The following is a 24,292-nucleotide window of genomic DNA, read 5'->3' as shown; positions in this document are numbered from 1 at the left end:
GGGGCCGCCGGTCCTGCTACCCAGGTCTTATTGGATGACCTTGAACTCGATGCGCCGGTTGCGCGCCTTGCCTTCCGGCGTGCGGTTGTCGGCCACCGGCCGGTCCGGACCTTCGCCCGACACCGCGATCGACGCTTCCGCGATCCCCTGGCTCACCACGTAAGCCTTGACCGCCTCGGCGCGCGCCTGGCTCAGCGACAGGTTGCCGGCGCGCGAACCGGCGTTGTCGGTGTGGCCGATCACCTCGACCTTCACGCCATTGAGCTTCTTCAGGGCCGCCGTCATCCCATCCAGCACCTCGGTGCCGGCCGGGGTCAGGGTCGCCTTGCCCGACTCGAATTCGATGATGCGGTCGGCCAGCGCCGCATCCAGCACGCTCTGCTGCGAGACGGTCACCCGCAGGCCGTTGTTGACCGTATAGGTCGGATTGAGCCGGGCCGCGATCTCGCCGGCGATCTGCTGGCGCTGGGCTTCGCTCGCCACGTCACCGCGCAGGCTGACGCTGTTGCCCTCGACTTTCAGCTGGCCGCCCTTCACCAGGCGCAGGTTCGGCCCGATCAGGCTGCCCACGTAATTGTTCCAGTTGGCAGGCGTCGAGACGGTGCCGACCGACAGCTGGTCGACCACGCGCTGCGCACCGTACACGGCGCGCAGGCGCTCGAGCAGCGCGGCCTTGGCGGCTTCGTCGGCCACCATGCCGCTGACCACGACCGGGGCCTCGGCCGCGCCTGGCGCCGTCTGCGCGGCCAGCGGCAATCCGGCGGCCAATCCGGCGGCCAATCCAAGCAACAGGGTCAGGGTGCGAAGTTTCACGTCAGGCTCCGATGAAGGTCTTCATGAACAGGTCGCGCGCCAGCGACAGCGGCAGGTCGGGCTGGGCCAGGTGGCTGGAGAGCTGGCGCACGTCGGCGTCGAACTGCAGCTGCTCGTCGATCCAGTCCGTGTCCAGCAGGCGCACCTGCAGCTCGGCGCCGACCAGGGGATCGATCACGGCGCGCAGGGTTTCGGCCAGCGCCGCGCAAAAGCCCACCACCAGCACCGGCCGTTCTTCCTGGCGCGTGATGAACAGCGCCAGGTCGAATTGCGCGCGGCGCAGGAAAGGCGTGATCAGCTCGAGCCAGAAGGCGGCCACCGGATAGCGCGCCGACGCGTTGTGCGGCAGCGGCAGCACCAGGCTCTTATGCAGCTCGGCCGGCTGGCTGTGCATGACCGGCTGCAGCAGCAATCCCAGCGCCAGCACCAGGCGCGCCGCGCTGGCATTCGCGCTGGCGCTCGACACTGCGCGGCCCAGCAGGCCGTCGAGCGAGGCGATCGTGCCGTGCTCCATCCAGCGCGCCAGCGCCGCCTCGTCTCCCAACCCGATCGCGCTGTCGGCGATCGCCTGCAGGTAGGCGGCGGGGTCGCCCTCGCCCAGCACCTTGGGGCAGATCTCTTCCAGGAACACCCAGAGCGGCGCGAACGCCAGCGGACAACGCGCGACGAAGGCGGCGGGATCGCTCACCGCCAGCGTGCGGGTGGCGAGAAAGGGAAAGCGCCGCCCCGACTGGTCGTGGCTGGCCAGCAGGTGGCCGGCCACCGCGTGGTGCCGCGCCGGGCCGACCAGGGCGAAGCTCACCGGCGCCATCGCATCGTAGTGAAAGCGCCAGCGCGCGTCCGACGGCAGCAGGGTCATCACCTGCGCCAGCCAGGCGTCGAGCATGCCGATCGCGGCCGGGTCGTGGGCCAGCTTGACGAAGTCGGCGCGCGCCGGGACCTTGCCGAAGTAGCCGATGCGGTCGGCGCGCATCATTGGCCTCCCGCGCTGGCCAGCGCCGGCGCCGCGTCCTGGGCTTCATGGCGGCCGACGATCGCCGGCGGCAGGCGCAGGCCGCGGAAACCCTGGGCCTGGCTCTGGCCGCCCCCGGTGGACTGCGGGCTGCTGACGATCTTCAGGTCGACCGCCACCGAGACGTTCTGCGCGCTCCAGCGCAGCTCGAACACCCCGCCGTCCTTGCGCTTGCGCTGGGCCGCCTCGAACAGGCGCTGCAGGCCGAACTGGCCCGGCTGGTTGAACAGCTCCACCGTGCGGCCATCGAAGGTGACCGCCGAGACCCGCGCGCCCGAGACGCCCTGCGGGCCCGGATGGACCATATTGTTCCAGCTGGGCGGCGTGTTCCGGTAGCGCAGCTGCTGGCCGTCGATCTCGAGCGTGTACTCGAGCGTGCCGGGCGCGCTCAGGGGCAGCACCTGGAACACGGTCTGGGCCGCCCCGCTGGCCGCCACGCCGTTGTTCGACAGCGGCGCCACCCAGCCGGGGAAGGCGGCCACCGCCTGCGGCGCCAGCGAGATGCCGATGTCGGCCCAGGTGCGCGCCGCCAGTACGTCGCCGCGCCGCACCACCAGCGGCCCCATCGCCGTGCCCACGAACTTGGCCACTGCGCCTTCGGGGCCGAACACCTGGCCGATCTCGCCGGGCGTCGCCTCGACGCTGGAATCCTGGGCGAACGGGTACTTGGCGGCGAGCGTGCGGGTAAACGGCTCGACCACCTGCGCCTGCCAGGTCTTGTTGATCTCGGCCTCGGACGGCAGCACGATCATGGCGAAGGTCTGGGTGAGCGGGCGCACCAGCAGCGGGCGCAGCGCCTGTTTCTGGCTGTCGCTCATCCCGGTCAGCATCTGTTCGTCGACGTAGCGCAGCGCGTCGGCCAGCTCCGAGCCGCTGCCCTCCAGCGTCTGCTGCATGAACTGCTTGGCGCCGGGACCCGGATCGCCCTGGTTCTTCAATGCGTTGAGCCGCGTGCGCAGCCGCGACAGCGCGTCGAGATAGCCGGTCATCAGCGACGCTTCCTTTTCCCTGGCGCCGACCAGGCGCGCCACGCCGGCGAACTCGCGTCCGATCGGGCCGACCCCCTGTTGTTGCTGGGCCAGCAGCTGGGACGGGTCGACGCTGTCGGCCAGCGTGCGCGCGTCGGACGGCGCCCGCCGCAAGACCACCTGCTTGAACCACTCGATCACGCCGCGCTCGGTCTTGCCGATGGGCGCGCGCAGGCCGCCCGGATTGTCCCAGGCCGTCTCTTCATAGATGGTGCGCAGCAGCTTGGCGATCGGCGAGGATTGCGGGTCGCCCAGGCGGTTCATGGCCTGCACGCTGGCGTCGAAGCCGCGCAGGTCGGCGATCGCCACGCCCTGCACGAACTTCGACCATTCGCGCGCATAGTCGGCCTTGTACAGGTCGATCAGCGCCTTCTGGATCTGTTCGGGGCTGCCCTCCAGGGTCAGGTCGTCGCGCGCGGTGGTCTTGAGCACCCAGTCGACCGTGTTCAGTTCCTTGTTCGAGGCATCCCGGATGGCGCCGAGCACGAACTTGTCCCAGGCCGCGCGGGTGAAGGCGCCGCTGACGGCGTGGCTGCCGGCCACCAGCGCCGCATCCTGCTCGCCGACGATGCGCGCCACCGTCACCGCCGGGAAGCGGGTGGCGGTGCGGGTCTTGATGTCGGCGTACACGCGCTCGCGCGCCGGCGTGCCGCGCACCACGCGGCGCAGGTGCTCGCGCGTGGTGTCGAGCAGGCTCAGTTTGGGCGAAATCTGCGGCCAGGCCGGGTCGTCGATGTGGGCCAGGTGGAAGGTCATCAGGCGCTCGGCGCTGCGGATCATCTGCTCGCGCGGCATGCTGCCGCGGTTCGCCTCCAGCCAGCCGCGCCAGTAGCGCGTGAGCTGATCGTTCAGGTGGCCCGGCTCGGCATACGATTTAGTGCCCAGCATCAGATAGGTCTTGAGCGCGTTGTAGGCGTCGCCGACATCCGTGGGCGACGCGTCCTGGTAAGGCTGGCCAAGCCTGGGCGCGCTGGCGGACACGGACGCGGGCGCGGCCACCTGGCGCCCCGGATCGAGGGCGGCTGCATTGTTGTTGACCTCCGTGAGCATGGTCTCGAGCGCGCCGGCGACCGGTTCGACCATCACCGCGCGCACCCCGGCGAAGTATTCGTCGCGCAGCTTGCGCGCCAGAATATCGCCCTGGTACAGGCCGAAGCCCAGCGCCCACGGCTTGTCGTCGGCATAGCGCTCCAGTTGCTCGATGCGGTCCTGCAGGATGTCGAGGGCCTCCAGGCGCGACTGCAGGTCGATGCGGCCCGCCTGCAGCTTCATCACCTTGTCGAGATCCGACTGCACGTTGGCGACCAGCTGGCGGTTGCCCATGTACGACCACGACCAGCCGCCCATCGCGCAGCCCAGCAGGATGGTGGCGGCGAAGAAGGCGCCCAGCTTCCAGCGCGCCGCGGCCGGATTCGTGTAGCGCTTGACCAGTTCGCGGTCGGCGAAGACCACCTTGCGGAACAGCTCGAGCAAGAAATAACCGGATTGCGCCCCCGCCTGCGAACCTGCCGGCTCCCCGGCACCCTCGCCCCCCTTTCTCTCCTGCAGCGCCAGGTCGAAACGGCTGGCCACGCGCCGGCTCGACAGGTCTTGCACGCTGCCTTCCTGCAGCGCGCTGGTGAAATAAAAGCCGCGGAACACCGGCTTGAACTGATAGGTATTCTCTTCGAACAGCGTGGCCAGGAAGGCGCGCAGCGGCGTGCGCAGCGCGGCGAATTCCAGCGGGAAGGTGAACACGCCGGAACGCAGCGTCGTGCTGCGGTTGGCGCCCATGCCGGCCAGGCTCATTTCCTTCAGGCCGTCGACCAGTTCGTCGAAGTGCTCGTCGAAGAAGGCCAGCACGTCCTGCGGCGCGGCGCGCCGGTTGTAGCGCAGGGTCGCGCCCCAGATGCGCTCGCGCTCGGCCTGTTCGCTGCCGTGGAAGAAGTCGAGGAAGCCGGCGACCAGGTCGGCCTTGGTGAACACCACGTACACCGGCGCGTGCACGCCCAGGCGCTCGGTCAGTTCCTGCACCCGGGTGCGCAGGTTCTTGGCCAGTTCGTGCGAGGCGGTAGCCGGGCCGGCCATCAGCTCGGCCACGCTGACCGCGATCAGGATGCCGTTGATCGGCGCGCGCTGGCGGTATCGCTTGAGCAGGTCGAGGAAGCCGAACCACTCGGCGCGGTCGTCGTCCTGCACCGAGTAGCGCCCCGCGGTGTCGAGCAGGATGCCGTCGGTGGTGAAGAACCAGTCGCAGTTGCGGGTGCCGCCCACGCCCTGCAGCGCCTTGTTGCCGGGGATCGGGAAGCTCAGCCCCGAGTGCACGATGGCGCTGCTCTTGCCGGCCGCCGGGTTCCCGATGATCATGTACCAGGGCAGCTCGTACAGGGCCGCGGCGCCGCGCGTCAGGCCCAGCTTCGAGGTCTTGATGGTGCCGACCGCCTCCAGCAGGTTCTTGCGCAGCACCGCGACTTCGTCCTTGCCGCCGTCCTCGCCGGCGCCTGCCCCGGCGATGGCGCCCGCCAGCTTGCGCGCCTGGCGTGCGCGCCAGGCGCGGCGCAGCATCCACCAGATGCCCCAGCAGGCCAGCAGCGCCAGGGCGCCGATCGCGGCCCACACGAGGCCGACGCCGAGCAGGCCGGCGCCGATTACCAGGATGGCCGCCAGCGCGGTGAGACCGATCGCGGCCAGCACGCGGCTGTCGGTCAGGAACTTCCAGAGTCGTGCCATGGCGGGGTCTCTTGTAGAAAGATCTCACAGGAAATGGTCGCACGGGCATACGGCACGCTGCTTGACTCTGCGCAATGCGGCCAAAATCCGAAAAACCGCGCAACAACCCACCGACGACGACGCCTCAGCGCCCCATCACCCCGCGCATGCGCAACTCGATGTGGCCGAAATCCATCATTTTCCAGCGCCCGCCCCAGGTCAGGCCCAGCGATTCGGCCACCTGGCCATACAGCTGGTAGCCGCGCATGGCCCACGGATCCTTTTCCGAGATCACCAGCTTGCCGTCGCGCAGGAAGGCGCAATCGGCCGCCAGGCCATACTGGTGCCAGCTCTGGAAGGCGCGCGCATTGGTGACGTGGCCGCCGGTCGCGGCCAGCTCATCCTGGCGCGCCGGACTGCGGTAGCCCTCGAGCAGCGCCATCTCGTAGCCATGCTGTTCCTTCATGATCTTGAACGCCAGCAGCAGGCGCTGGCTGAAGTCGGGATGCAGCAAGCCCCAGTTACGGCTGGCGCCGACCAGCATCGGCCGCACCAGCTCGACCTCGGCCGTGGTGAACACGCTGGGCGGCAGCGCCACCGGCGGCACCAGCTGCTCGCCGGCCAGCAGCGCCGCCACCTGTTCGTCGGGCAAGGCGCTGCTGCCCTCGTACACCGGCAGCATGGCCGGATTGCTCAGCGCCAGCGCCAGCAGCGAAGGAATCAACACCGCCGGCGCGCCGATGGCCAGCAGCACCTGGTGGCGGCGCACTCCCTGCACCACCCGCTCGCGCAGCGACAGGGTGACGCTGTCGCGCATGGCGCCGGCGGCGCGCGTGCCGGCATGGCTCCAGGCACCGGCGCGGCCGGCCAGGCCACGCATGGCATGCATCCCGCGCGCCATCCAGGCCCGTCCACTTGGAAAAAGAACAAGCCAAGCCAGGCCTGAAGCGAGACAAACGTACAGAAGGGCGATCAAGATCAGCATCGGACTCCCCAGGATTGTTTCTAATCAGAACAGGAGAAGCCAATCTTAGGAGTAATGTCGTGCGTCCATCAGACGAAAATCAAGACAACCGCATGCATGCCCATATGCGTCCCAACCTGATGTCGTCGGCGCGCCGCGGCGGCCGCGAAGACAGCATCCTCGCCAAGCTCGAGCGCGAGCCGGCGCGGCGCGCGGGCGCCGGTCACGGCGCGCGCCTGGCCTGGTATGGCGCGGCGGTGGCGGTCGCCGTCGGTTTGACGGCGACCCTGGCCTGGCTGGCGGCCGGCGCCGGTCCCGCGCCGATGGAAGTGGCGCGGCACGATGCGGCGCCCGCCCCGATCGCGAGCATGGACCCGGCGCCGGTCGAGACGGCCTTGATCGTCGACACGGCGCCCCAACCGGAGCCAGACCCGGTGCTGGCGGCGGCGCCTGCGCCCGTTCCGCCGCTGCGCCTGCTCGAACCGGCCGCCGCGCCTACGACGGCCCCAGCCAAGGCCGCGCCGGCGTCCGTCAAGACGGCCCCGGCGCGCCGTCCGGAAGCGCGCGCCGCCGCCCCAGCCCGTTCTCGGGTCCAGTCGCCACGCCAGGCCGCGCGTCAGGCCCGGACGGTGAATCCCGCACGCGCCGGCGAGGCCCAGGACGACAGCGACGTCGCCCTGATCTCGGCCGTGATCTACCATGCCAACGGTCATGCCGCGCCGGCGGAAGATGAAACCCCTGCCCCTCCTGCACGCTAGGCGTGGCAAATAGGCCGCACCTGGCGGGCGGCCGCCGCCAGAAAACGCTATACTGTATATAAGTACAGGTGGGCGTTCGGTGATGATCAGGGTGTTGGAAAACGAGTTTTATTATCTGGATAACTTCCAGCGGGTTCTCGATTGGATCGGCGAACGCTATGGCGATTTGCTCGACGACGGCGAACAGGCCTTCCTGGCCCGGTTCCCGACCTTGCCGCACAATGCGCGCGCCCTGTTCGTGCGCATGGTCATGCGCAAAGGTAACCTGTTCCGCGCCAGCAAACTGAGCTATGCCGAGATCGGTTGTCCGGTCGAGGCTGCCTCCCACCTGCTCGGCACCGGCTGGATCGAACCCGACCCCGAACTCACGCTCGACGAATTGTTCGACCTGCTGTCCAAGCCCGAGATCCTCGACGCCTTCGGCGCGCAGTTGCCGCGCAAGACAGCGCGCAAGGACGAACAGCTGGACGCCCTGCGCCCCGCATTCCCCGAGGCGCGCCGCTTCTCCGGCTGGCATCCGGCCTGTCCCGACGTCGCCTGGCGCATCCTGGTCAAGCCGCTGTGCGACCGCCTGCGCCTGGTCTTTTTCGGCAACCTGCACCAGGGCTGGACCGACTTCGTGCTGTCCGACCTCGGCCTGTTCCGCTACGAGAGCGTGGACATCTCGCCCGCCTCGCGCGGTTTTCGCCGCCGTGCCGACGTCGACCACTACCTGCAGCTGCATGCCTGCCGCGAGCGCTTCGCCGCCGGCGAAGACGTCGACGAGGTGGTGCGCGACCTGCCCGTGCACGCCTTCGACAACGACTGGCTCGAGAGCCGGCGCGAAAAACTGACGTTCCAGATCGGCCAGCACTACGAAAAGCTGAAGGACTGGGACGGCGCCTACGCCGCCTACGCGCGCTGCCGCTTTCCCGGCGCGCGGGCGCGCGCGATCCGCGTGCTCGAAAAACACGAGCGCTTCGAGCAGGCCCATGCCCTGTTGCTTGCAGCTCAGTGCGCGCCCGAGAACGAAGCCGAGCGCCAGCACCTGTCCCGCATCGCGCCGCGCCTGGCGCGCCGCCTTGGCCACGCGCGCCTGGCGCCGCGCGCCAAGACGCAGGTAGAGCGCATCGAGCTGTCGCTGGCGCCGCCGAACGGCGAACGCTGGGTCGAGGGCGCCGTGCGCGGCCACCTGCACGGGAGCGATGCGCCCGTGTTCTACGTCGAGAACGCGCTCGCCAACACCCTGTTCGGCCTGCTGTGCTGGCGCGCCGTGTTCGCCGCCATTCCCGGCGCCTTCTTCCACCCTTTCCACCGCGGCCCGGCCGACCTGCACAGCGCCGACTTCCACCAGCGCCGGCAGGCCGAATTCGCCGCCTGCCTGGCGGAGCTGGACAGCGGCAGCTACCGCGACACGATCCTGCGCACGTACCGCGAGAAAGCCGGCCTGCAATCGCCGTTCGTGCACTGGGACGGCGTCACGCTGGACCTCATCGAGCTGGCCCTGGCCTGCATCCCGGCCGCCCACCTGCGCAAGTGGTGCGAACGCATCCTGGCCGACGTCAAGGAAAACCGCACGGGCTTTCCCGACCTGATCCAGTTCTGGCCAAGCGAAGGCCGTTACCTGATGATCGAAGTGAAAGGCCCGGGCGACCGCCTGCAGGACAACCAGCTGCGCTGGATCGACTACTGCGCGGCGCATGACATGCCGGTCGCCGTGTGCTACCTGCAGTGGATCGAGCCTACCGAGATGGCGGCCTGAGATTACGTGAGCTACACCATCGCCGTACGCGCCCTGTGCGAGTTCACCGCCAAGCAGGGTGACCTCGACCTGCGCTTCACCCCCTCCCCCAGCGCCCAGGAAGGCATTGCCGGCCATGCCGTCGTGGCCGGCCGCCGCGGCGACGGCTACCGCAGCGAGGTCGCGCTGTCCGGCCAATGGAACGAATTGCACGTGCGCGGCCGGGCCGACGGCTACGACGCCAATGAAAATCTGATCGAAGAGGTCAAGACCCATCGCGGCCGGGTGGACGCCATTCCCGACAACCACCGCCACCTGCACTGGGCCCAGCTGCGCGTCTATGGCCACCTGCTGTGCCAGGAACAGGGCATGGAGTCGGTCAACCTGGCCCTGGTCTACTACGACATCGTCAGCGGCGTCGAAACCGTGCTGCGCGAGACGCGCGACAGCGCCTGGCTGCGCGCGCACTTCGAAGAGCTGTGCCAGCGCTTCTCGGGCTGGGCCGCCAGCGAAGCGGCGCACCGCGCGGCGCGCGACGCCGCATTGCAGTCGCTGTCGTTCCCGCATGCCGACTTCCGCCCCGGCCAGCGCCAGCTCGCCGAAAGCCTCTACCGCGCCAACGCCAGTGGGCGCTGCCTGCTGGCGCAGGCCCCGACCGGCATCGGCAAGACCGTGGGCAGCCTGTTCCCGGTGCTCAAGGCCATGCCGCGCGAGAAGCTGGACAAGGTCTTCTTCCTGGCCGCGAAGACCCCCGGCCGGCGCCTGGCGCTGGACGGCGCCGCGACCCTGTGCGCCGGCAGCAAAGCCCCGTTGCGCGTGCTCGAACTCACCGCGCGCGACAAGGCCTGCGAGCATCCCGACAAGGAGTGTCATGGCGAATCCTGTCCGCTGGCGCGCGGCTTCTACGATCGCCTGCCGGCCGCCCGCGCGGCCGCGACGGCCGTGCCCGTGCTGGACCGCGAGGCGCTGCGCGAGGTCGCGCTGGCGCACGAAGTCTGCCCCTATTACCTGGGCAGCGAGATGGCGCGCTGGTCCGACATGATCGTCGGCGACTATAACTATTATTTCGACGGCAGCGCCATGCTGTACGCGCTGGCGCTCGCCAACGGCTGGAAAACCAGCCTGCTGGTCGACGAGGCCCACAACCTGGTCGGCCGCGCGCGCTCGATGTACAGCACCGAGCTCGATCGCGAGCTGCTGCGCCTGGCCCGCGCCGGCTCGCCGCCAGCCGTCAAGAAGGTGCTGGAGCGCGTGGGCCGCGCCTGGACCGCGGTCGACAAGACGGCGCCGGCGCCCTACCAGCTGCTCGAGAAGATTCCAGCGAAGCTGGTCGACGCGCTGCAGGAAGCGGGCAGCGCCATCAACGAACACCTGGCGGCCTTTCCCGGCCCGCTCGACCCCGACCTGCAGCGCTTTTACTTCGACGCCATGGGGTTCGTGCGGCTGGCCGAATCGTTCGGGCCACACTCGCTGTGCGACCTGAGCCGGCACGCCGACCGTCCCACCGTACGCGATTCGACGATCTGCATCCGCAACGTGGTGCCGGCGCCCTTCCTCGGGCCGCGCTTCGCCGCCACCCATTCGAGCACGCTGTTCTCGGCCACGCTCGGGCCCTGGCACTACTGCCTCGACACCCTCGGCATGCCCGAAGACACGGCCTGGGTCGAGGTCGACTCGCCGTTCAAGGCGAGCCAGCTCGAGGTCCACGTCGCGCGCGGTATCTCGACCCGCTACCAGGTGCGCGCCGCCTCGGTCCAGCCCATCGCCGAACTGATCGCGCGCCAGTACCGCGAACGTCCCGGCAACTACCTGGCCTTCTTCAGCAGCTTCGACTATCTCGACAAGGTGGCGAACGCGCTGGAGCGGCTGGATCCGGCCATCCCGGCCTGGCGCCAGGAACGCCGCATGAGCGAGCACGAACGCCAGGGCTTCATCGACCGCTTCGACGTCAAAGGCGCGGGGGTCGGCTTCGCGGTGCTGGGCGGCGCCTTCGGCGAAGGCGTGGACCTGCCGGGCGAGCGCCTGATCGGCGCCTTCGTCGCCACCCTCGGCCTGCCCCAGGTCAATCCCGTCAACGAGCAGCTGCGCGAACGGATGCAGGCGCTGTTCGGCGCCGGCTACGATTACACCTATCTGTATCCCGGCATCCAGAAGGTGGTGCAGGCGGCCGGGCGCGTGATCCGCACCGAGCAGGATCGCGGCGTGGTGTGGCTGATCGACGACCGCTTCGCCCAGCCGGGCATCCGGAACCTGATGCCGGCCTGGTGGGAGCTCGGGTCCCGGTGAACCTCACGCCAGCCGCTCGCGTATCTTCTGGTAGCCGCTGCGGCTGATCGGCAACTTGACGCCGCCCTTGAGCACCGCGCAATGGTTGTCCTTGCTGACCGGCTCGATGCGTTCGACCGCGCAGACATTGACGATGAACGAGCGGTGGATGCGCACGAACACGGCGCCGTCGAGCTGCGCCTCGAGCTCGGACAGGCGCTGGAGCTTCAGGTAGCCCTTCCCGCCCGCCATGATCCGCACGTAGTCGTCCTGGGCCTCGATGTAGTCGACGCTGCCGGCGGCGACCACGTGCACGCGGGCGCCGTCGCGGATCAGGATCCGTTCGAGCGGCTGCTGGCGCGCCTGCGCATCCTTCACCGCCGCGGCAATGCCGTCCCGGGCCGGCTGCGGCGCGCGCAGGCGCGCCTGCGCCAGCGCCTCGGCCAGGCGCTCGCGCGAGAACGGCTTGAGCAGGTAGTCGAGCGCGTGCACCTCGAAGGCGCGCAATGCAAACTGGTCGTAGGCGGTGGCGAAGATATAGTGCGGCCTGGCGCCGGCCAGCTCCACCACCTCGAAACCGTCCAGCCTGGGCATCTGGATGTCCAGGAAGACCAGGTCGGGATCGTGCTCGGCGATCGCCTTGACCGCCTCGAACCCATTGGCGCATTCGCCCACGATCTCGACGTCGGGATGGGCCGCCAGGTACTCGCGCAGCAGCGCGCGCGCCAGGTGTTCATCGTCCACGATCAGGGTTCGCATCCCTCATTCTCCTGTGTCGGCGGGCAGCACCAGCTCCACCCTGAAAATATTGTCGACGCGCGCCGCATGCACGCTCGCCTCGACCCCGTACTCCGCCAGCAGGCGCGCACGCACATTGGCCAGGCCGACGCCGCCGCCCGCGGCCGCATTGGCCGCATTGACTGCATTGGCCGCAGCGGCGCCATCCGGGTCGACGTCGTTCTCCACCCGCAGCCTGAGCCGCGAACCGGCGCGTTCGACGTGCACCCGCACCACACCCCCATCGAGCAGCTGGCCGATGCCGTGCTTGACCGCGTTCTCGACCAGCGGCTGCAGGATCATGGGCGGCAGCAGGCAAGCCTCGGCCTCCCGGTCCACGTGGCGCTCGACGCCCAGGCGCGGTCCGAAGCGCACCTGCTCGATCGCCACGAAACGCCCGACCAGCGCCACCTCCTGGGCCACGGTCACCTTGCGGTGCGCCTCCAGTCCCAGCGTATGGCGGAAAAACTCCGCCAGCTGCAAGCTCATGTCGCGCGCCGCGCCGGCGTCGATCGCGGTCAGCGCGCTGATCGAATTGAGGCTGTTGAACAGGAAATGCGGATCGACCTGGGTGCGCAGCATGCGCAGTTCGGCGTCCTGGGCCAGGAGCCTGAGTTCGAGCTCGCGCCGCTCGAGGCCGCGCGCGCGCTCGAACTCCAGCGCCAGGTAGTGGGCGCAGGCGGTCATCCCGTACAGCAGCACGCCGACGCCGAACATCACCGCCGTCAAGGGCCGCGACATCGTCACGCCGTCGTCGGCCGGCGCCAGCCACTGCCACCAGGCGGCCCAGCCGGACGCTGCGGCGCACCACAGCAGGGCCGCGCACACGGCGGTGAGGAAGAACACGCCCAGCACCGCCGGCGTCGACTTGCGCGCCAGCGGATAGGCGCGGCACAGGTAATACGCCGAGAAGCCGCACACGGCGGCGTAGACCAGCACCAGCGGCAGCGCGAACAGGAGACTGGGCGCCAGGCCGGCGCCGCCGGTGGTGGACAGCAGCCCGGCCAGCATCAGCCCCAGCATCAGCCAGGCCGCCAGGTACAGCGCGGCGCCGCGCCGCGCCCAGAATCCGCCGCCCATCAGTTGCGGATTTCCACGCCACCCATGATCGCGTAGCCGCGGATGACCAGCCGCTTGGCGTCGTCCGGCGGCGCGATGGTCTTTTCCTCGAAGCCGCCCAGGATCGGCGTGCCGTGCAATACGATGGCCCAGTCGGGCGGGCACTTGATGGTCACGCCGCCCCAGAACGCGAATACGTTGATCACCGCCTCGCCCTGGATCGACGCGCCGCGCATATCGAGTTCGCAGCCGCCCATCACTGCCGTGATCTCGCCGCCCCGGAAGTTCCGGGTCGTGACGCGGCGCTCGTAGCCGCCCAGGATGGCGGTGATGTCCAGCACCTCGCCGGCGCCCGCGGGCGCCCCGTCGGTCATCGCTATCCCGTGTTCCAGCGCGCGCTTGCCGCGCACCGCCTTTGCCACCAGCAAGGCGCCGAAGCCGATCAGGACCAGCGGCCAGATGGTGCGCCAGCTGAAGTCGATGATGTCCATCCGGTCCAGCATCAGGAGGATGCCGACGCCGACCAGCCCGGCCCCGAGCAGCGTGCCGCCCTGGGTGCGGGTGTCGCACAGCTTGACGGCGCCGACGATGACGAACACCATCGGCCAGAACGAAAACGCGCGGTGCATGTCGACGAAGCCCAGGTTATCGAGCAGGAACAGCAACCCCATCCCGATCACGAGCAGGCCGAGCACGACCTGGCTCGTCACGCCTTTGGCATGCGGATCATTTTTCATGGCGGTTCCTTTGGTAGTTGGCGAAGCGGCGCGCGATGAATGGATCCAGCACCAGCTTGACGCCCCACATCAGGATGAACAGCGGCCAGCTGTTGCGAAAGGTCAGGCCGAAGGCGTTCTCCAGCACCGCGAACAGCCACAGGCCGGTGAACACGGTCCACAAGCCGCTGCTGAACTCCTTCGGGCTCGGGTAGCCGATGGTCTGGCCGATGCCGACCACGACCAGCAGCAAGGGGGCGTAATGCCAGTAGTCCTGGGCATCGATATAGTGCAGGCGGTCGAGCAGCACCACCGCGCCCACCACGATCAGGAGCAGGCCCCACAGCACCTGCTTGCGCCAGCGATAGGCGTCTTCAGCATCCATTGCGTCACTCCTCTCGTTATCGAACTGGATACACGATAACAAGCGGGAAGGCAATCGCGAAAGCGCTATTCGGCGAATGGCGGGTGGAAGGCGGCGAATGGCGAGCGCGCGCGGCGCGCGGCGGCGAATGAAGAAGATCGGGGAGGATGGACGTAAAAAGGCCCGCCTCGCGGGCGGGCCGCAGGCGGGCCAAATAAGGCGTACGGGGTGGATCAGGCGGCCGTCTGCGCCTGCTCGCGCTGGGCCTGGCCTTTCGGCTGGTTGCGGTACTTGGCGCGGGCTTCAGCCTGGCGTACCGCTTCGCGCGCCACGTTGGCGCGCTTGATCTCGAGGCGTTCCTTCTTGCCACGGTGCTGGGCGATGTGTTTGCTGCCGATCTTGCTGGTCATGGATGTCTCCTGTGGTGGGGCTGGGCGCCGCGTCCTCGCGGGACGTCGGCGCGGAAAAAGTGACATTCAGGAGCGGTTGGTGCCCAACTTGAGGTCGGCCGGCATCAGCATGCCCCAGCCAAGCTGGCGCCGGATTTCTTCCGGGGTCGGCGGCGGTTTCGGGTCGCGCGAGCGACGTTCGAGATAGGCGCGCACCAGGTGCTTGGGTGGATGCTTGACATCGTACATGGCAACCTCCGCTTCCGTTACGGGCCGCGCCTGCACCAGCGGCGGCGCGGCCCTGAAATTGGTGCCGATCCTCGAGGCGACCGGCTAACCTGTTGAGGTTTCGGATGGCAGCGAATCGAATCGCGCGTTCCTCACTCAGACAGGTGCATCTTATCGAAACCGCAGCCATTGCACCGTTAGGTGACGCACACTGTGCGCGTCAATACGGCCGAGCAGGCCATGTCATGCGCGCGGCGGGACCGTCACGCACGAAAAAAAAAGGGAAGCCGAAGCTTCCCTTTTACCGTGCCCTGCCCGATCAGAACTTGTAGCGCAGGTTCAGGTAGTACTGGCGACCGCTGACATCCAGCTTCTGCTGCTCTTCTTCGCTGTAGCGATACTGGGCGCGCTTGGCATTGGTCAGGTTGGTCGCGCTGAACGCGAGTTCCAGGTTCTTGGTGAAGTAGTAGTTGGCGGAGAACGCCAGCGTGGTCACCGCGTCGGCATAGGTCGGCGCGGTCGGCATCGCGATGCCGTTGATCACCGAGAGGCCCTGGCTGTTGGCGGTCGGCGACGGCGCGGTGGTGCTGTTCACGTACTCGCCACGGTAGTTCGCCACCAGGCGCGTCGACAGCTTGTCGTCTTCGTAGTACAGGCCGACGTTGCCGGTCCATTCGGATGCGCCCACCATCGGACGGCCGTCGTCGACCTTTGTCTTGGCGCGGCTGACGTTGGAGGTGAAGCCGAAATTGGTCTTGCCGAACGGCTGCTCGTACTGCAGCTCGATGCCGTTGATCCTGGCGCCCTGCTGCGAGGCCGTGTTGATGAAGAAGGTCTTCACGGTCTGGTCGCGCGGATCGAGCAGGTCGACGGTGGCGCTGCCGACCGCGCCGGTCTTCGGATAGCCGTCGATCGACGAGTGGAACACGCTCACCGCCACGATCGAACGCGGCGCGAAATACCACGACCACGACAGGTCGACGTTGTCCGAGGTTTGCGGTTCCATGTCCGGGTTCGGACCGGTCACGCGGCAGCCGTTGGCGTCGCAGCCCGGCGTGCCGAAGCCGCTGCCCAGCAGGTTGTAGTTCTGGCGGCCGATGGTGCGGCTGACGCCGAAGCGCGCCAGCATGTCGTTGCCCATGTCGTAGCGCAGGTTCATGCTCGGCAGCCAGTTGTCGAAGGTGCGCTTGGTCGGCGTCTTGTAGTACAGGATGCCGGCATTCGGATTGAACGGCGCGCCGTCGAAGTAGGCGGTGGCGTCGCCGGCATCGGTGATCGCGCCCGGATAGGCGGCGCAGGTGATCGCCGGCTGGCCCGGCTCCACGCGCTGGCAGGCGCCGGACGGGATCGGGGTGGCGATGTTCGCCTTGACCTCGGTGCGGGTGAAGCGCACGCCGACGTCGCCCGACCAGCGCTCGCCTTCCAGGTTGGCCATCACGTAGGCCGCGCTCTGGCGCTCCTGCATGTCGATCTCGGAGTTCACGCGGCGTTCCCAGGCGTCGCTGGTGACCTTGGTATTGCTGGCGATGTAGTCCTTGATGCCTTCCGGGGTGTAGGTGAAGCCGGTGTTGTCCCAGCCGGCCGGGCCGTCGAGGTCCTTGCCGAAGTCGCCCGGGAATGCCTGCCAGCCGGTGAGCGGCGTCGGCGTGTTGGAGATCACGCGGCCGGTGACCGCATCGAGCGTGATGCCGTTGCGGAAGGCGGGGCCGCGGCGGCCGCTGGTGCGCTTGTGATCGGCGAAGCGCACGCCGCTTGCCAGCGACTGCAGGAAACCGCGGTCGACGCGGTATTCGGCATCGAACTGCGCGCTCCACTCCTTGTCGACGGTCTTGACGCCCGACGCGGCGCGGTCGACGATGGTATAGCCGCTGCCGTCCGGGTTCAGGCCGGGCTGGTTGCTGCCGGCGTTATGGTACTGCACGAACGGCGCGTCGTGCAGGTCGCCCAGCGCGTACGAGATGCCGGTGCCGTAGCGCGCCAGGGTCAGGCCCTGGTCGAGCCGGGTCTGGCCGACGCCGCGCGTGGTCGACAGCAGGGTCTTGACGGTGAGGTCGTCGTTGACGCGGTACTTCGCATCGAGGTCGAGGAAGGAGCTCTCGGCCTTGGCGCCGTCGCGGTAGAAGCCTTCCGAATTGCCCACGTACTGGGGGCTGGTGCCGTCGGCGAAGACGATGTCGGCGGCCTTCAGCACCTTCAGCGGGTGGCCGTAGACAGTGGTTTCGTCGACGATGACCGGGTTGCGGATCTGGGCGAACACCTGCTGGCCGTTGTGACTGGTGTTGACGGCGGCGGCGGTGGTGCCGCCCAGCGGCGCGTTCTTACCGAGCAGCATGGAGTAGATGGCGCTCGACGTCAGGCGGCCGTGGTTGTTGGCCTCCATCGCGGAGTGGAAACCGGTCATGGTGACGTCGAGGTCGCGGTTCGGCTTGAACTGCAGCGACAGCATGCCGCCCTTGCGGTCACGCACGCCTTCCACGAATTCCGAGCTCATCGAACCCGGGAGGCGCACGCCGTTCAGGTCCGCCGCGGTATAGCCGGTGCCGGCCAGCGATTCGTCGGTGATGCCCTTCATGGTGCTGGTGTTGATCACGTCCCAGCCGCTGTTGGTGCCGTAGGCGAAGCGCGACACCGAGTCGCGCCGCACATGGCGTTTTTCCGCGAACAGCGCGGCCAGCACGCCGAAGGTGCCCGCCTCGTTCTTCCAGGTGACCGAACCGTTCATGTCCGGCGCATAGCGGCCCGGCAGGTCGGCGTAGCTGGCGCCGACGCTGACCACGCCCGAGAAGCGCTCTTTCTGCGCCAGCGGCTTGCGGGTGCTGACGTTGATGGTGCCGGCCAGGCCGCCGTCGACGATGTTCGCCTGCGAGGTCTTGTACACGACCGCCTGCTGCAGCACGTGCGACGGCATCAGCGACAGGCTGGTCGAACGCGAGCTCGAGGCCTGGTCGGCGACGTACCAGTCGGCGCTGCTGACCGCATGGCCATTGAAGATGATCAGCGACATGTCCGGATTGGTGCCGCGCATCGACACCTTTTCCGCTTCGTCGTAGTCGGTGCGCACCGCCACGCCCGCCAGGCGCTGCAGGGAGTCCGCCAGGTTCTTGTCCGGCATCTTGCCCACGTCTTCGGCCGTGATCACCTCGACGTTGGCCGAGGCGTCCCGCTTGACCGACAGGGACTTGGCCAGCGAGGCACGGATGCCCGTCACTTCCACGGTCTGCATCGGCACCGGCGCTGCGGCTTCCTGGGCCATGGCCGGCAGGGCTGCGAGGCTCCAGACTGCCATCGATACGGCCGCTGCGAGCGGCTTCTGCTTGAACATGCTCTCTCTCCTGGGAATAGTGCTATCGTTATTGCTTAAGGCAGGCTGAAGGCTGCCATGCTCGGAGTATTCATGTTCATTTCACCGGTGAATAATCACTTGTGTTCGCTTCTATATAACTTGAAGGAATGTACATAAATGGCGCCCTTCCCGCGGTTATGGCTGGGCGAAGAAATTTCATTACCCAAGCCGGGCGCACCAGATTAGCTTGACGTTTTTACCCCACATTGATGAACGCCATGCGCCTTGCCTGCCTGCTGCTTGCCAGCGCCGTCCTGACCGGGTGCGCGACCGCGCCCGCCACCAAACCCATCCCGGGCGCGCCGCCGCCGCCCACGCCCCTGGCGGCGCTGCTGCAAAAGCAGGTCTACCAGATGACGCCGTTCGAGGCCGGCCAGTACATCGCCCACATGCAGGGCGCCGAGCCGGACCTGCGCAAGCGTATCGCCGCGATCGGCCGCCAGAACATCGGCCAGCCCTACTCGCTGCACCTGCTGGGGGAATTCCCCTACGAGATCCACGACAGCCTGCCTTTGTATAGCCTGGCGCAAAGCGACTGCGTGGTGTTCGCCGAGCACACCTATGCGATGGCCTTGTCCGGCTCGTGGGAGGAGTTCTTCTGGATGCTGCAGCGGATCCGCTACCGCGACGGCGTGATCGGCGTGGCCACGCGCAACCACTACACCGAGATGGACTGGAACGTGGCCAACGGGTGGCTGGTGACCGACGTCAGCGGCGAGCTGGCCGGAGCGGGCGGCCCGTGGTACGACATGAAGGTCGACCGCGCGCGCTTCCTGGCCACCCGCCACAACACGGTGCGCGACATCCCGGTCGAGACCAGCCGCCAGGCCTATGTGCCGAAGGAACAGGTGGCGGCCATCGCCAGCCAGTTGCAGGAAGGCGATTTCGTGAACGTGATCTCGACCCGCGACGGCGAGTACTGGGCCTCGCACGTGGGCCTGGTGGTGCTGGGACCGAACGGCGAGCGCCACTTCCTGCATTCGTCCGAACCGCAGGTGCGCGAGGAAACGTTCGAATCGTATATCGGGCGCACGCTCGAACGCCAGGAACGCAATGCGCGCGCGGGCAAGCGCGGCCAGGCGCTGGCCGGCTTCAAGTTCCTGCGCCTGAACGAACCGATCACGGTGCCGCCGATGGCGCCGCAGCCGCGTCCGGGGCGTCCCGCGGCCTGAGGCCCGGCCCCGGCCTGACAGCGTCGCCAGCGTTCCGGCCTGCCGGGTCGGGACGCCTTGTTGTTTCCGCCATTCCCGTCGGCATTCGCCGATCCCGCCTTTGCCTGAATACGCCAGATTAAATAAATAGTAGCTGGAAATTGTTATTCAAGGCCATTTCTTATATTCACTTCTTCACTTCAACTTCTCTATTCACGCATTATATCCCTGACCGCTGTTGAGTGACCTCAAGCCTGCCATTCAATCGCAGACAGATAATAAGCTTATACACACAAAACCAATCGGCTCAGCCCCATTCAACACAGCACGTTATTCAAAACGACTGGTCGTGCAGTAAACCACTATTTTGATTGCAGCAGCATGTCGTTCTCTTTCAGCGAGAAGCCGATTGCCATGTCAATTCAACGCCACACCCTGTCTCACCAGTTTTGCGCAAGAATCGTCTCCATGCATCGTACTGCGAAGGCCGCCCTGGCCATCGCGGTCGACCTGGTCGCGCTTCCCATGTGTTTTTTAATCGCAATGATATTGCGCGGTGGCGATTTACAGCTTGCAAAACAATTTAGCCCCGACTCTTATTTACTGGTGGCGGTGCTGACGATAGCGGCTTTCTGGCTATCCGATTTATACCGGGCCGTCATCCGCTTTATCGACCATCGCCTGCTCACCCTCACCGGGCTGGCATTGGGCATTGCCGTATTATGCGCCTATCTCACTTTGGTATTCCTCAATGAGGCGCGATTTCCGCGCAGCGCGCTGGCAATATATTGGTTCATCGCTTTTTCTTATGTCGTCATGTCGCGTATCGGTGTGCGCAAGCTGCTGCGCAGCAAGCGCGGCCCCTGCGCCGGCAAGGCGCTGGCGGTCGCCATCTACGGCGCCGGCGAGGCCGGCGCCCGGCTGGCCCAGACCATGCGCGACGGCGACGAATACCGTCCGCTGTGCTTCTTCGACGACAAGCACGCGCTGAACGAGCGCACCGTGGCCGGCCTGCGCGTGTTCCACACCTCGCGCCTGGTCGAGCTCGGCGCCGCGCTCGGCATCCGCACCATCGTCATCGCCCTGCCCGCCGCCGCGCCCGAGCGCCTGCGCGAACTGATGCAGCGCCTGGGCCAGGCCGGCGTGCCCACCAAGATCCTTACCCGGCTGGTCGATCTGGCCGACGACAAGGCCAGCGACAAGTCGGTCCTGCGCGACGCCATCCGCGAAATCAAGTTCGAAGACCTGCTCGGCCGGCCGCCGGTGCCGCCGCGGCTCGACCTGTTCGCGCGCTGCGTGCGCGGCAAGGGGGTGCTGGTGACGGGCGCCGGTGGTTCCATCGGCAGCGAGCTGTGTCGCCAGATCGTCACCCTGAGCCCGGCGCGCCTGCACCTGATCGACCATTCCGAATACGCGCTGTACACCATCCGGCAAGAGCTGGCGGCGCGCTTTCCCGACCTGCCCATCCACGCCCACCTGGGCTCGGTCTGCAATGCCGACCTGGTCGAGCGCGTGCTGGCCGCCGGCGGCATCGACACCATCTACCATGCCGCCGCCTACAAGCACGTGCCACTGGTCGAAACCAATATCGTGGAGGGCCTGCGCAACAATGTGCTGGGGGCCCAGATCATCGCCGCCGGCGCGGCGCACCACGGCGTCCAGACCTGCGTGCTGATCTCCAGCGACAAGGCGGTGCGGCCGACCAATATCATGGGCGCCAGCAAGCGCATCGCCGAGCTGATCTTCCAGGCCGCCGCCGCCCGCGCCGCCGGTGGCTGCGCACCTGGCGACGGCGCCGGCACTGGGGCCGGCAATGGCGCCGCCAATGGCCCGGCCCATGGGACAGGCAACCGGACGGGCACGACCTTCTGCATGGTCCGCTTCGGCAATGTGCTGGGCTCCTCGGGGTCGGTGATTCCCCTGTTCCAGCGCCAGATCACGCGCGGCGGGCCGGTGACGATCACCCATCCCGAGGTGTCGCGCTACTTCATGCTCATTCCCGAGGCGGCCCAGCTGGTGATCCAGGCCGGCGCCATGGCCAAGGGCGGCGACGTGTTCGTGCTCGACATGGGCGAACCGGTGCGCATCCTCGACCTGGCGCGCACCATGATCGCCATGCACGGCCTCACCGAGCGCACGCCCCAGCAGCCGCGCGGCGACATCGAGATCCAGTTCATCGGCCTGTTCCCGGGCGAAAAACTGCACGAAGAACTGCTCACCGACGGCACCGTCTTCCCGAGCGAGCACCCGCGCATCATGCGCATGAAGGAAAGCGCGCTGCGGCCCAATGTGCTCGAGACCTGCATCACCTGTCTCATGATGGCCTGCGAGACCCACGAGCGCGGCCCCATCGAGTCGATGGTCAAGGCGATCGTGTCCGAATACCTGCCATCGACGCCGGCGCCGTTGCCGCAGGCGCCCGCCGAGGAACCCGCGCCTGCCGGCCTGATCCGCAGGTTCGTGCCGTTCCGGATCTAGGGCCTGTCAGCGCCGCCGTCCAACGTCGTCACCTTCATATCGTTGCTGTCATACCTGCCGTCATACCGTCACTGTCGAGGAAACCCATGCGAGACGAGAACCAATCAGTTCACCTGGAGCAGCTGCTGGCCCGGCTGCGCGACCGCCATGCCGTGATCGGCATCATCGGCCTCGGCTACGTCGGCCTGCCGCTGGCGCTGCGCTATGCCGCCGAGGGCTTCCGCGTCCTCGGGATCGACGTCGACGCCGAGAAGGTCGCGCGGCTCAACCGCGGCGGCAGCTATATCGCCCACATCGGCGCCCCCGCCATCGAGGCGGCGCGCGCCGCCGGCTTCATGGCCAGCACCGACTTTGCGCGCACGGGCGAGGCCGACGCCCTGATCATCTGCGTTCCGACCCCACTCACCGCCTACCGCGAACCCGACCTGTCGTTCGTGATCGGCACCGTCGAATCGCTGCTGCCGCACATGCGTCCCGGCCAGCTGCTGTCGCTCGAGAGCACTACCTATCCGGGCACCACCGAGGAAGAGCTGCGCCCGCGCCTGGAGTCGCGCGGCCTGCGCGTCGGCCAGGACGTGTTCCTCGTGTTCTCGCCCGAGCGCGAAGACCCGGGCAATCCCGATTTCCATACCCGCACCATCCCCAAGGTATGCGGCGGCTCCACCAGCGCCTGCCTCGAAGCCGGGCTGGCCCTGTACCGCGCCGCCATCGACACGGTGGTGCCGGTCAGCTCGACCCGCGCGGCCGAGCTGACCAAGCTGCTCGAGAACATCCACCGCGCCGTCAACATCGGCCTGGTCAACGAAATGAAGATCATCGCCGACCGCATGGGCATCGACATCCATGAAGTGATCCGCGCCGCCGCCACCAAGCCGTTCGGTTTCACCCCGTATTACCCCGGCCCCGGCCTGGGCGGGCATTGCATCCCGATCGATCCCTTCTATCTCACCTGGAAGGCGCGCCAGTATGGCCTGCACACCCGCTTCATCGAACTGGCCGGCGAGATCAATAGCGACATGCCGGGCTGGGTGGTCGGCAAGGTGGCCGACGCCCTCAACGAACGCGGCCGCGCGGTGATGGGCAGCCGCATCCTGGTGCTGGGCATCTCCTACAAGAAGGACGTCGAAGACATGCGCGAATCGCCCTCGGTGGCGCTGATGGAGCTGCTGCGCGCGCGCGGCGCCGCGGTCGACTATTCCGATCCGCACGTCCCGGTCTTCCCGCGCATGCGCGAGCACCGCTTCGAACTGTCGAGCGTGCCCTTGAACCCTTCCTCGCTCGCGTCCTACGACGTCGTGCTGCTGGCCACCAGCCATAGCGCCTTCGACTACGACCTGGTGCGCCAGTACGCCAACCTGATCGTGGACACCCGAGGCGTCTACCCGAACCGGCTGCCGAACGTGGTGCAGGCCTGAGCGGCCGGCCGATCGTCCATGTCCCACATCATCGATCCCACCGCCACGCCCGGAGCCCGCATGCGCCACTACCCTCCCCCCATCCTCGACCGCAAGATCCGCTTCGCCCTGGTCGGCTGCGGCCGCATCGCCCGCAACCACATGAACGCCATGCGCGAGCACGCCGACCGCTGCGAGCTGGCCGGCGTCTGCGACATCGACCCGCGCGCGCGCGAAGAAGCGGCCGGCATCACCGGCGCCCGCCCGTATGCCAGCCTCGACCGCATGCTGGCCGAGCTCGACGCCGACGCCTTCGTGCTCGCCACCCCGTCCGGGCTGCACCCGGGCCAGGCGATCCGCATCGCCGCGGCCGGCCGCCACGTGATCACCGAGAAGCCGATGGCCACGCGCTGGGAAGACGGCAAGCGCATGGTCGCCGCCGCCGACGAGGCCGGGGTGCGGCTGTTCGTGGTCAAGCAGAACCGCCGCAACGCCACCCTGCAGCTGCTCAAGCGCGCGGTCGACAAGAAGCGCTTCGGCCGCATCTACATGGTCAACCTCAATGTGTTCTGGACCCGCCCCGACGAGTACTACCGCAGCGCCGGCTGGCGCGGCACCTGGGAATTCGACGGCGGCGCCTTCATGAACCAGGCCAGCCACTACGTCGACCTGCTCGAATGGATCGTCGGCCCGATCGAAAGCCTGCAAGCCTATACCGCCACCCTGGCGCGCGACATCGAGGTCGAGGACACCGGGGTGATGAGCCTGCGCTGGCGCAATGGCGCGCTGGGCTCGATGAACGTCACCATGCTGACCTGGCCGCGCAACCTCGAAGGCTCGATCACCATCCTCGGCGAGCATGGCAGCGCGCGCATCGGCGGCGTCGCCGTCAACGAAGTCCAGCAATGGGAATTCGCGCAAGGCGATCCCGACGACGCCCTGGTGGCTGATGCCAGCTACCAGACCACCTCGGTCTATGGCTTCGGCCATCCGCTCTACTACGACAACGTGATCCGCGTGCTGCGCGGCGAGGCCGAGCCCGAGACCGACGGCCGCGAGGGCCTGAAGTCGCTCGAGGTGCTGGTCGCCGCCTACCGCTCGGCGCGCGACGGCCGCCGCGTCGCCCTGCCGCTGGAGTACTGACC

18 protein-coding genes are annotated in these 24,292 nt (G+C 67.9%); 7 read left to right on the top strand and 11 right to left on the bottom strand.

Features of this window, described 5'->3' with window-relative positions:
- Positions 1–27: 27 nt before the first annotated feature.
- The 4 genes from KY496_RS02240 to KY496_RS02225 all read right to left on the bottom strand — a co-directional run bounded on the left by KY496_RS02240 (position 28) and on the right by KY496_RS02225 (position 6,526).
- Positions 28–813, bottom strand: coding sequence for an OmpA family protein (locus KY496_RS02240; RefSeq protein WP_219863687.1), 786 nt, complete (start codon positions 811–813; stop codon positions 28–30).
- 1 nt (position 814) lies between these two features.
- On the bottom strand, positions 815–1,789 hold the full coding sequence (gene tagF / locus KY496_RS02235) for a type VI secretion system-associated protein TagF (RefSeq protein WP_040777698.1): 975 nt from the start codon (positions 1,787–1,789) through the stop codon (positions 815–817).
- The gene (gene tssM / locus KY496_RS02230; protein WP_219863685.1) at positions 1,786–5,562 is read right to left on the bottom strand and encodes a type VI secretion system membrane subunit TssM; all 3,777 of its coding nucleotides are present in this window, start codon (positions 5,560–5,562) and stop codon (positions 1,786–1,788) included. The genes tagF and tssM overlap by 4 nt, the downstream gene beginning before the upstream one ends.
- A 124-nt stretch (positions 5,563–5,686) precedes the next feature.
- Positions 5,687–6,526: a M15 family metallopeptidase gene (locus tag KY496_RS02225; RefSeq protein ID WP_040777695.1), complete on the bottom strand. Its 840-nt coding sequence runs from the start codon at positions 6,524–6,526 to the stop codon at positions 5,687–5,689.
- Positions 6,527–6,618: 92 nt separating this feature from the next.
- Between KY496_RS02225 and KY496_RS02220 the strand changes: the two genes are divergently transcribed.
- The 3 genes from KY496_RS02220 to KY496_RS02210 all read left to right on the top strand — a co-directional run bounded on the left by KY496_RS02220 (position 6,619) and on the right by KY496_RS02210 (position 11,269).
- Positions 6,619–7,263, top strand: a complete 645-nt coding sequence (locus KY496_RS02220; RefSeq protein ID WP_219863683.1) for a hypothetical protein — start codon at positions 6,619–6,621, stop codon at positions 7,261–7,263.
- Positions 7,264–7,345: 82 nt separating this feature from the next.
- Positions 7,346–9,004 (top strand): VRR-NUC domain-containing protein, encoded by a 1,659-nt coding sequence (locus KY496_RS02215; protein ID WP_219863682.1) that lies wholly within the window; start codon positions 7,346–7,348, stop codon positions 9,002–9,004.
- 6 nt (positions 9,005–9,010) lie between these two features.
- Positions 9,011–11,269: an ATP-dependent DNA helicase gene (locus KY496_RS02210; protein ID WP_219863680.1), complete on the top strand. Its 2,259-nt coding sequence runs from the start codon at positions 9,011–9,013 to the stop codon at positions 11,267–11,269.
- 3 nt (positions 11,270–11,272) lie between these two features.
- On the opposite strand, the gene KY496_RS02205 is transcribed toward KY496_RS02210, so the two are convergent.
- From KY496_RS02205 to KY496_RS02175, 7 genes are all read right to left on the bottom strand, one after another.
- Entirely contained in the window at positions 11,273–12,007 is a 735-nt protein-coding gene (locus KY496_RS02205) for a LytTR family DNA-binding domain-containing protein (RefSeq protein WP_219863678.1), read from the bottom strand.
- A 3-nt stretch (positions 12,008–12,010) separates the two neighbouring features.
- Positions 12,011–13,105, bottom strand: a complete 1,095-nt coding sequence (locus KY496_RS02200; protein WP_219863676.1) for a sensor histidine kinase — start codon at positions 13,103–13,105, stop codon at positions 12,011–12,013.
- Positions 13,105–13,821, bottom strand: coding sequence for a LiaI-LiaF-like domain-containing protein (locus KY496_RS02195; protein ID WP_219863674.1), 717 nt, complete (start codon positions 13,819–13,821; stop codon positions 13,105–13,107). Before KY496_RS02195 ends, KY496_RS02200 begins: the two co-directional genes overlap by 1 nt.
- Positions 13,811–14,185, bottom strand: a complete 375-nt coding sequence (locus tag KY496_RS02190; RefSeq protein ID WP_219863673.1) for a LiaI-LiaF-like domain-containing protein — start codon at positions 14,183–14,185, stop codon at positions 13,811–13,813. Before KY496_RS02190 ends, KY496_RS02195 begins: the two co-directional genes overlap by 11 nt.
- A 212-nt stretch (positions 14,186–14,397) precedes the next feature.
- Positions 14,398–14,574: a hypothetical protein gene (locus KY496_RS02185; protein ID WP_177185564.1), complete on the bottom strand. Its 177-nt coding sequence runs from the start codon at positions 14,572–14,574 to the stop codon at positions 14,398–14,400.
- A gap of 66 nt (positions 14,575–14,640) precedes the next feature.
- Entirely contained in the window at positions 14,641–14,802 is a 162-nt protein-coding gene (locus tag KY496_RS02180; RefSeq protein ID WP_005669836.1) for a hypothetical protein, read from the bottom strand.
- Positions 14,803–15,100: 298 nt separating this feature from the next.
- Entirely contained in the window at positions 15,101–18,103 is a 3,003-nt protein-coding gene (locus tag KY496_RS02175; RefSeq protein ID WP_219863671.1) for a TonB-dependent receptor, read from the bottom strand.
- A 230-nt stretch (positions 18,104–18,333) separates the two neighbouring features.
- Between KY496_RS02175 and KY496_RS02170 the strand changes: the two genes are divergently transcribed.
- From KY496_RS02170 to KY496_RS02155, 4 genes are all read left to right on the top strand, one after another.
- Positions 18,334–19,296, top strand: a complete 963-nt coding sequence (locus KY496_RS02170; protein ID WP_184237839.1) for an N-acetylmuramoyl-L-alanine amidase-like domain-containing protein — start codon at positions 18,334–18,336, stop codon at positions 19,294–19,296.
- Between the two features lie 393 nt (positions 19,297–19,689).
- Positions 19,690–21,753, top strand: a complete 2,064-nt coding sequence (locus KY496_RS02165) for a nucleoside-diphosphate sugar epimerase/dehydratase (protein ID WP_219863669.1) — start codon at positions 19,690–19,692, stop codon at positions 21,751–21,753.
- A gap of 86 nt (positions 21,754–21,839) precedes the next feature.
- Positions 21,840–23,168, top strand: coding sequence for a nucleotide sugar dehydrogenase (locus tag KY496_RS02160; protein ID WP_219863667.1), 1,329 nt, complete (start codon positions 21,840–21,842; stop codon positions 23,166–23,168).
- Positions 23,169–23,228: 60 nt separating this feature from the next.
- Positions 23,229–24,290, top strand: a complete 1,062-nt coding sequence (locus KY496_RS02155) for a Gfo/Idh/MocA family protein (protein WP_005669828.1) — start codon at positions 23,229–23,231, stop codon at positions 24,288–24,290.
- Positions 24,291–24,292 lie beyond the last annotated feature (2 nt).

Source organism: Massilia sp. NP310 (genome assembly GCF_019443485.1).
Classification (GTDB): Bacteria; Pseudomonadota; Gammaproteobacteria; order Burkholderiales; family Burkholderiaceae_D; genus Telluria; species Telluria timonae.
The sequence above is the reverse complement of the archived record's forward strand: the minus strand, read 5'-3'. Positions and strand labels throughout refer to the sequence as shown.

Bases quoted from the DNA above. Each gene is read 5' to 3' on its own strand.
- tagF (WP_040777698.1), bottom strand. From the start codon at position 1,789: ATGATGCGCGCCGACCGCATCGGCTACTTCGGCAAGGTCCCGGCGCGC.
- KY496_RS02200 (WP_219863676.1), bottom strand. From the start codon at position 13,105: ATGGGCGGCGGATTCTGGGCGCGGCGCGGCGCCGCGCTGTACCTGGCG.
- KY496_RS02190 (WP_219863673.1), bottom strand. From the start codon at position 14,185: ATGGATGCTGAAGACGCCTATCGCTGGCGCAAGCAGGTGCTGTGGGGC.
- KY496_RS02180 (WP_005669836.1), bottom strand. From the start codon at position 14,802: ATGTACGATGTCAAGCATCCACCCAAGCACCTGGTGCGCGCCTATCTC.
- KY496_RS02155 (WP_005669828.1), top strand. From the start codon at position 23,229: ATGCGCCACTACCCTCCCCCCATCCTCGACCGCAAGATCCGCTTCGCC.
- KY496_RS02175 (WP_219863671.1), bottom strand. From the start codon at position 18,103: ATGTTCAAGCAGAAGCCGCTCGCAGCGGCCGTATCGATGGCAGTCTGG.
- KY496_RS02220 (WP_219863683.1), top strand. From the start codon at position 6,619: ATGCATGCCCATATGCGTCCCAACCTGATGTCGTCGGCGCGCCGCGGC.
- KY496_RS02185 (WP_177185564.1), bottom strand. From the start codon at position 14,574: ATGACCAGCAAGATCGGCAGCAAACACATCGCCCAGCACCGTGGCAAG.
- KY496_RS02225 (WP_040777695.1), bottom strand. From the start codon at position 6,526: ATGCTGATCTTGATCGCCCTTCTGTACGTTTGTCTCGCTTCAGGCCTG.
- KY496_RS02215 (WP_219863682.1), top strand. From the start codon at position 7,346: ATGATCAGGGTGTTGGAAAACGAGTTTTATTATCTGGATAACTTCCAG.
- KY496_RS02195 (WP_219863674.1), bottom strand. From the start codon at position 13,821: ATGAAAAATGATCCGCATGCCAAAGGCGTGACGAGCCAGGTCGTGCTC.
- tssM (WP_219863685.1), bottom strand. From the start codon at position 5,562: ATGGCACGACTCTGGAAGTTCCTGACCGACAGCCGCGTGCTGGCCGCG.
- KY496_RS02170 (WP_184237839.1), top strand. From the start codon at position 18,334: ATGAACGCCATGCGCCTTGCCTGCCTGCTGCTTGCCAGCGCCGTCCTG.
- KY496_RS02160 (WP_219863667.1), top strand. From the start codon at position 21,840: ATGCGAGACGAGAACCAATCAGTTCACCTGGAGCAGCTGCTGGCCCGG.
- KY496_RS02205 (WP_219863678.1), bottom strand. From the start codon at position 12,007: ATGCGAACCCTGATCGTGGACGATGAACACCTGGCGCGCGCGCTGCTG.
- KY496_RS02165 (WP_219863669.1), top strand. From the start codon at position 19,690: ATGTCAATTCAACGCCACACCCTGTCTCACCAGTTTTGCGCAAGAATC.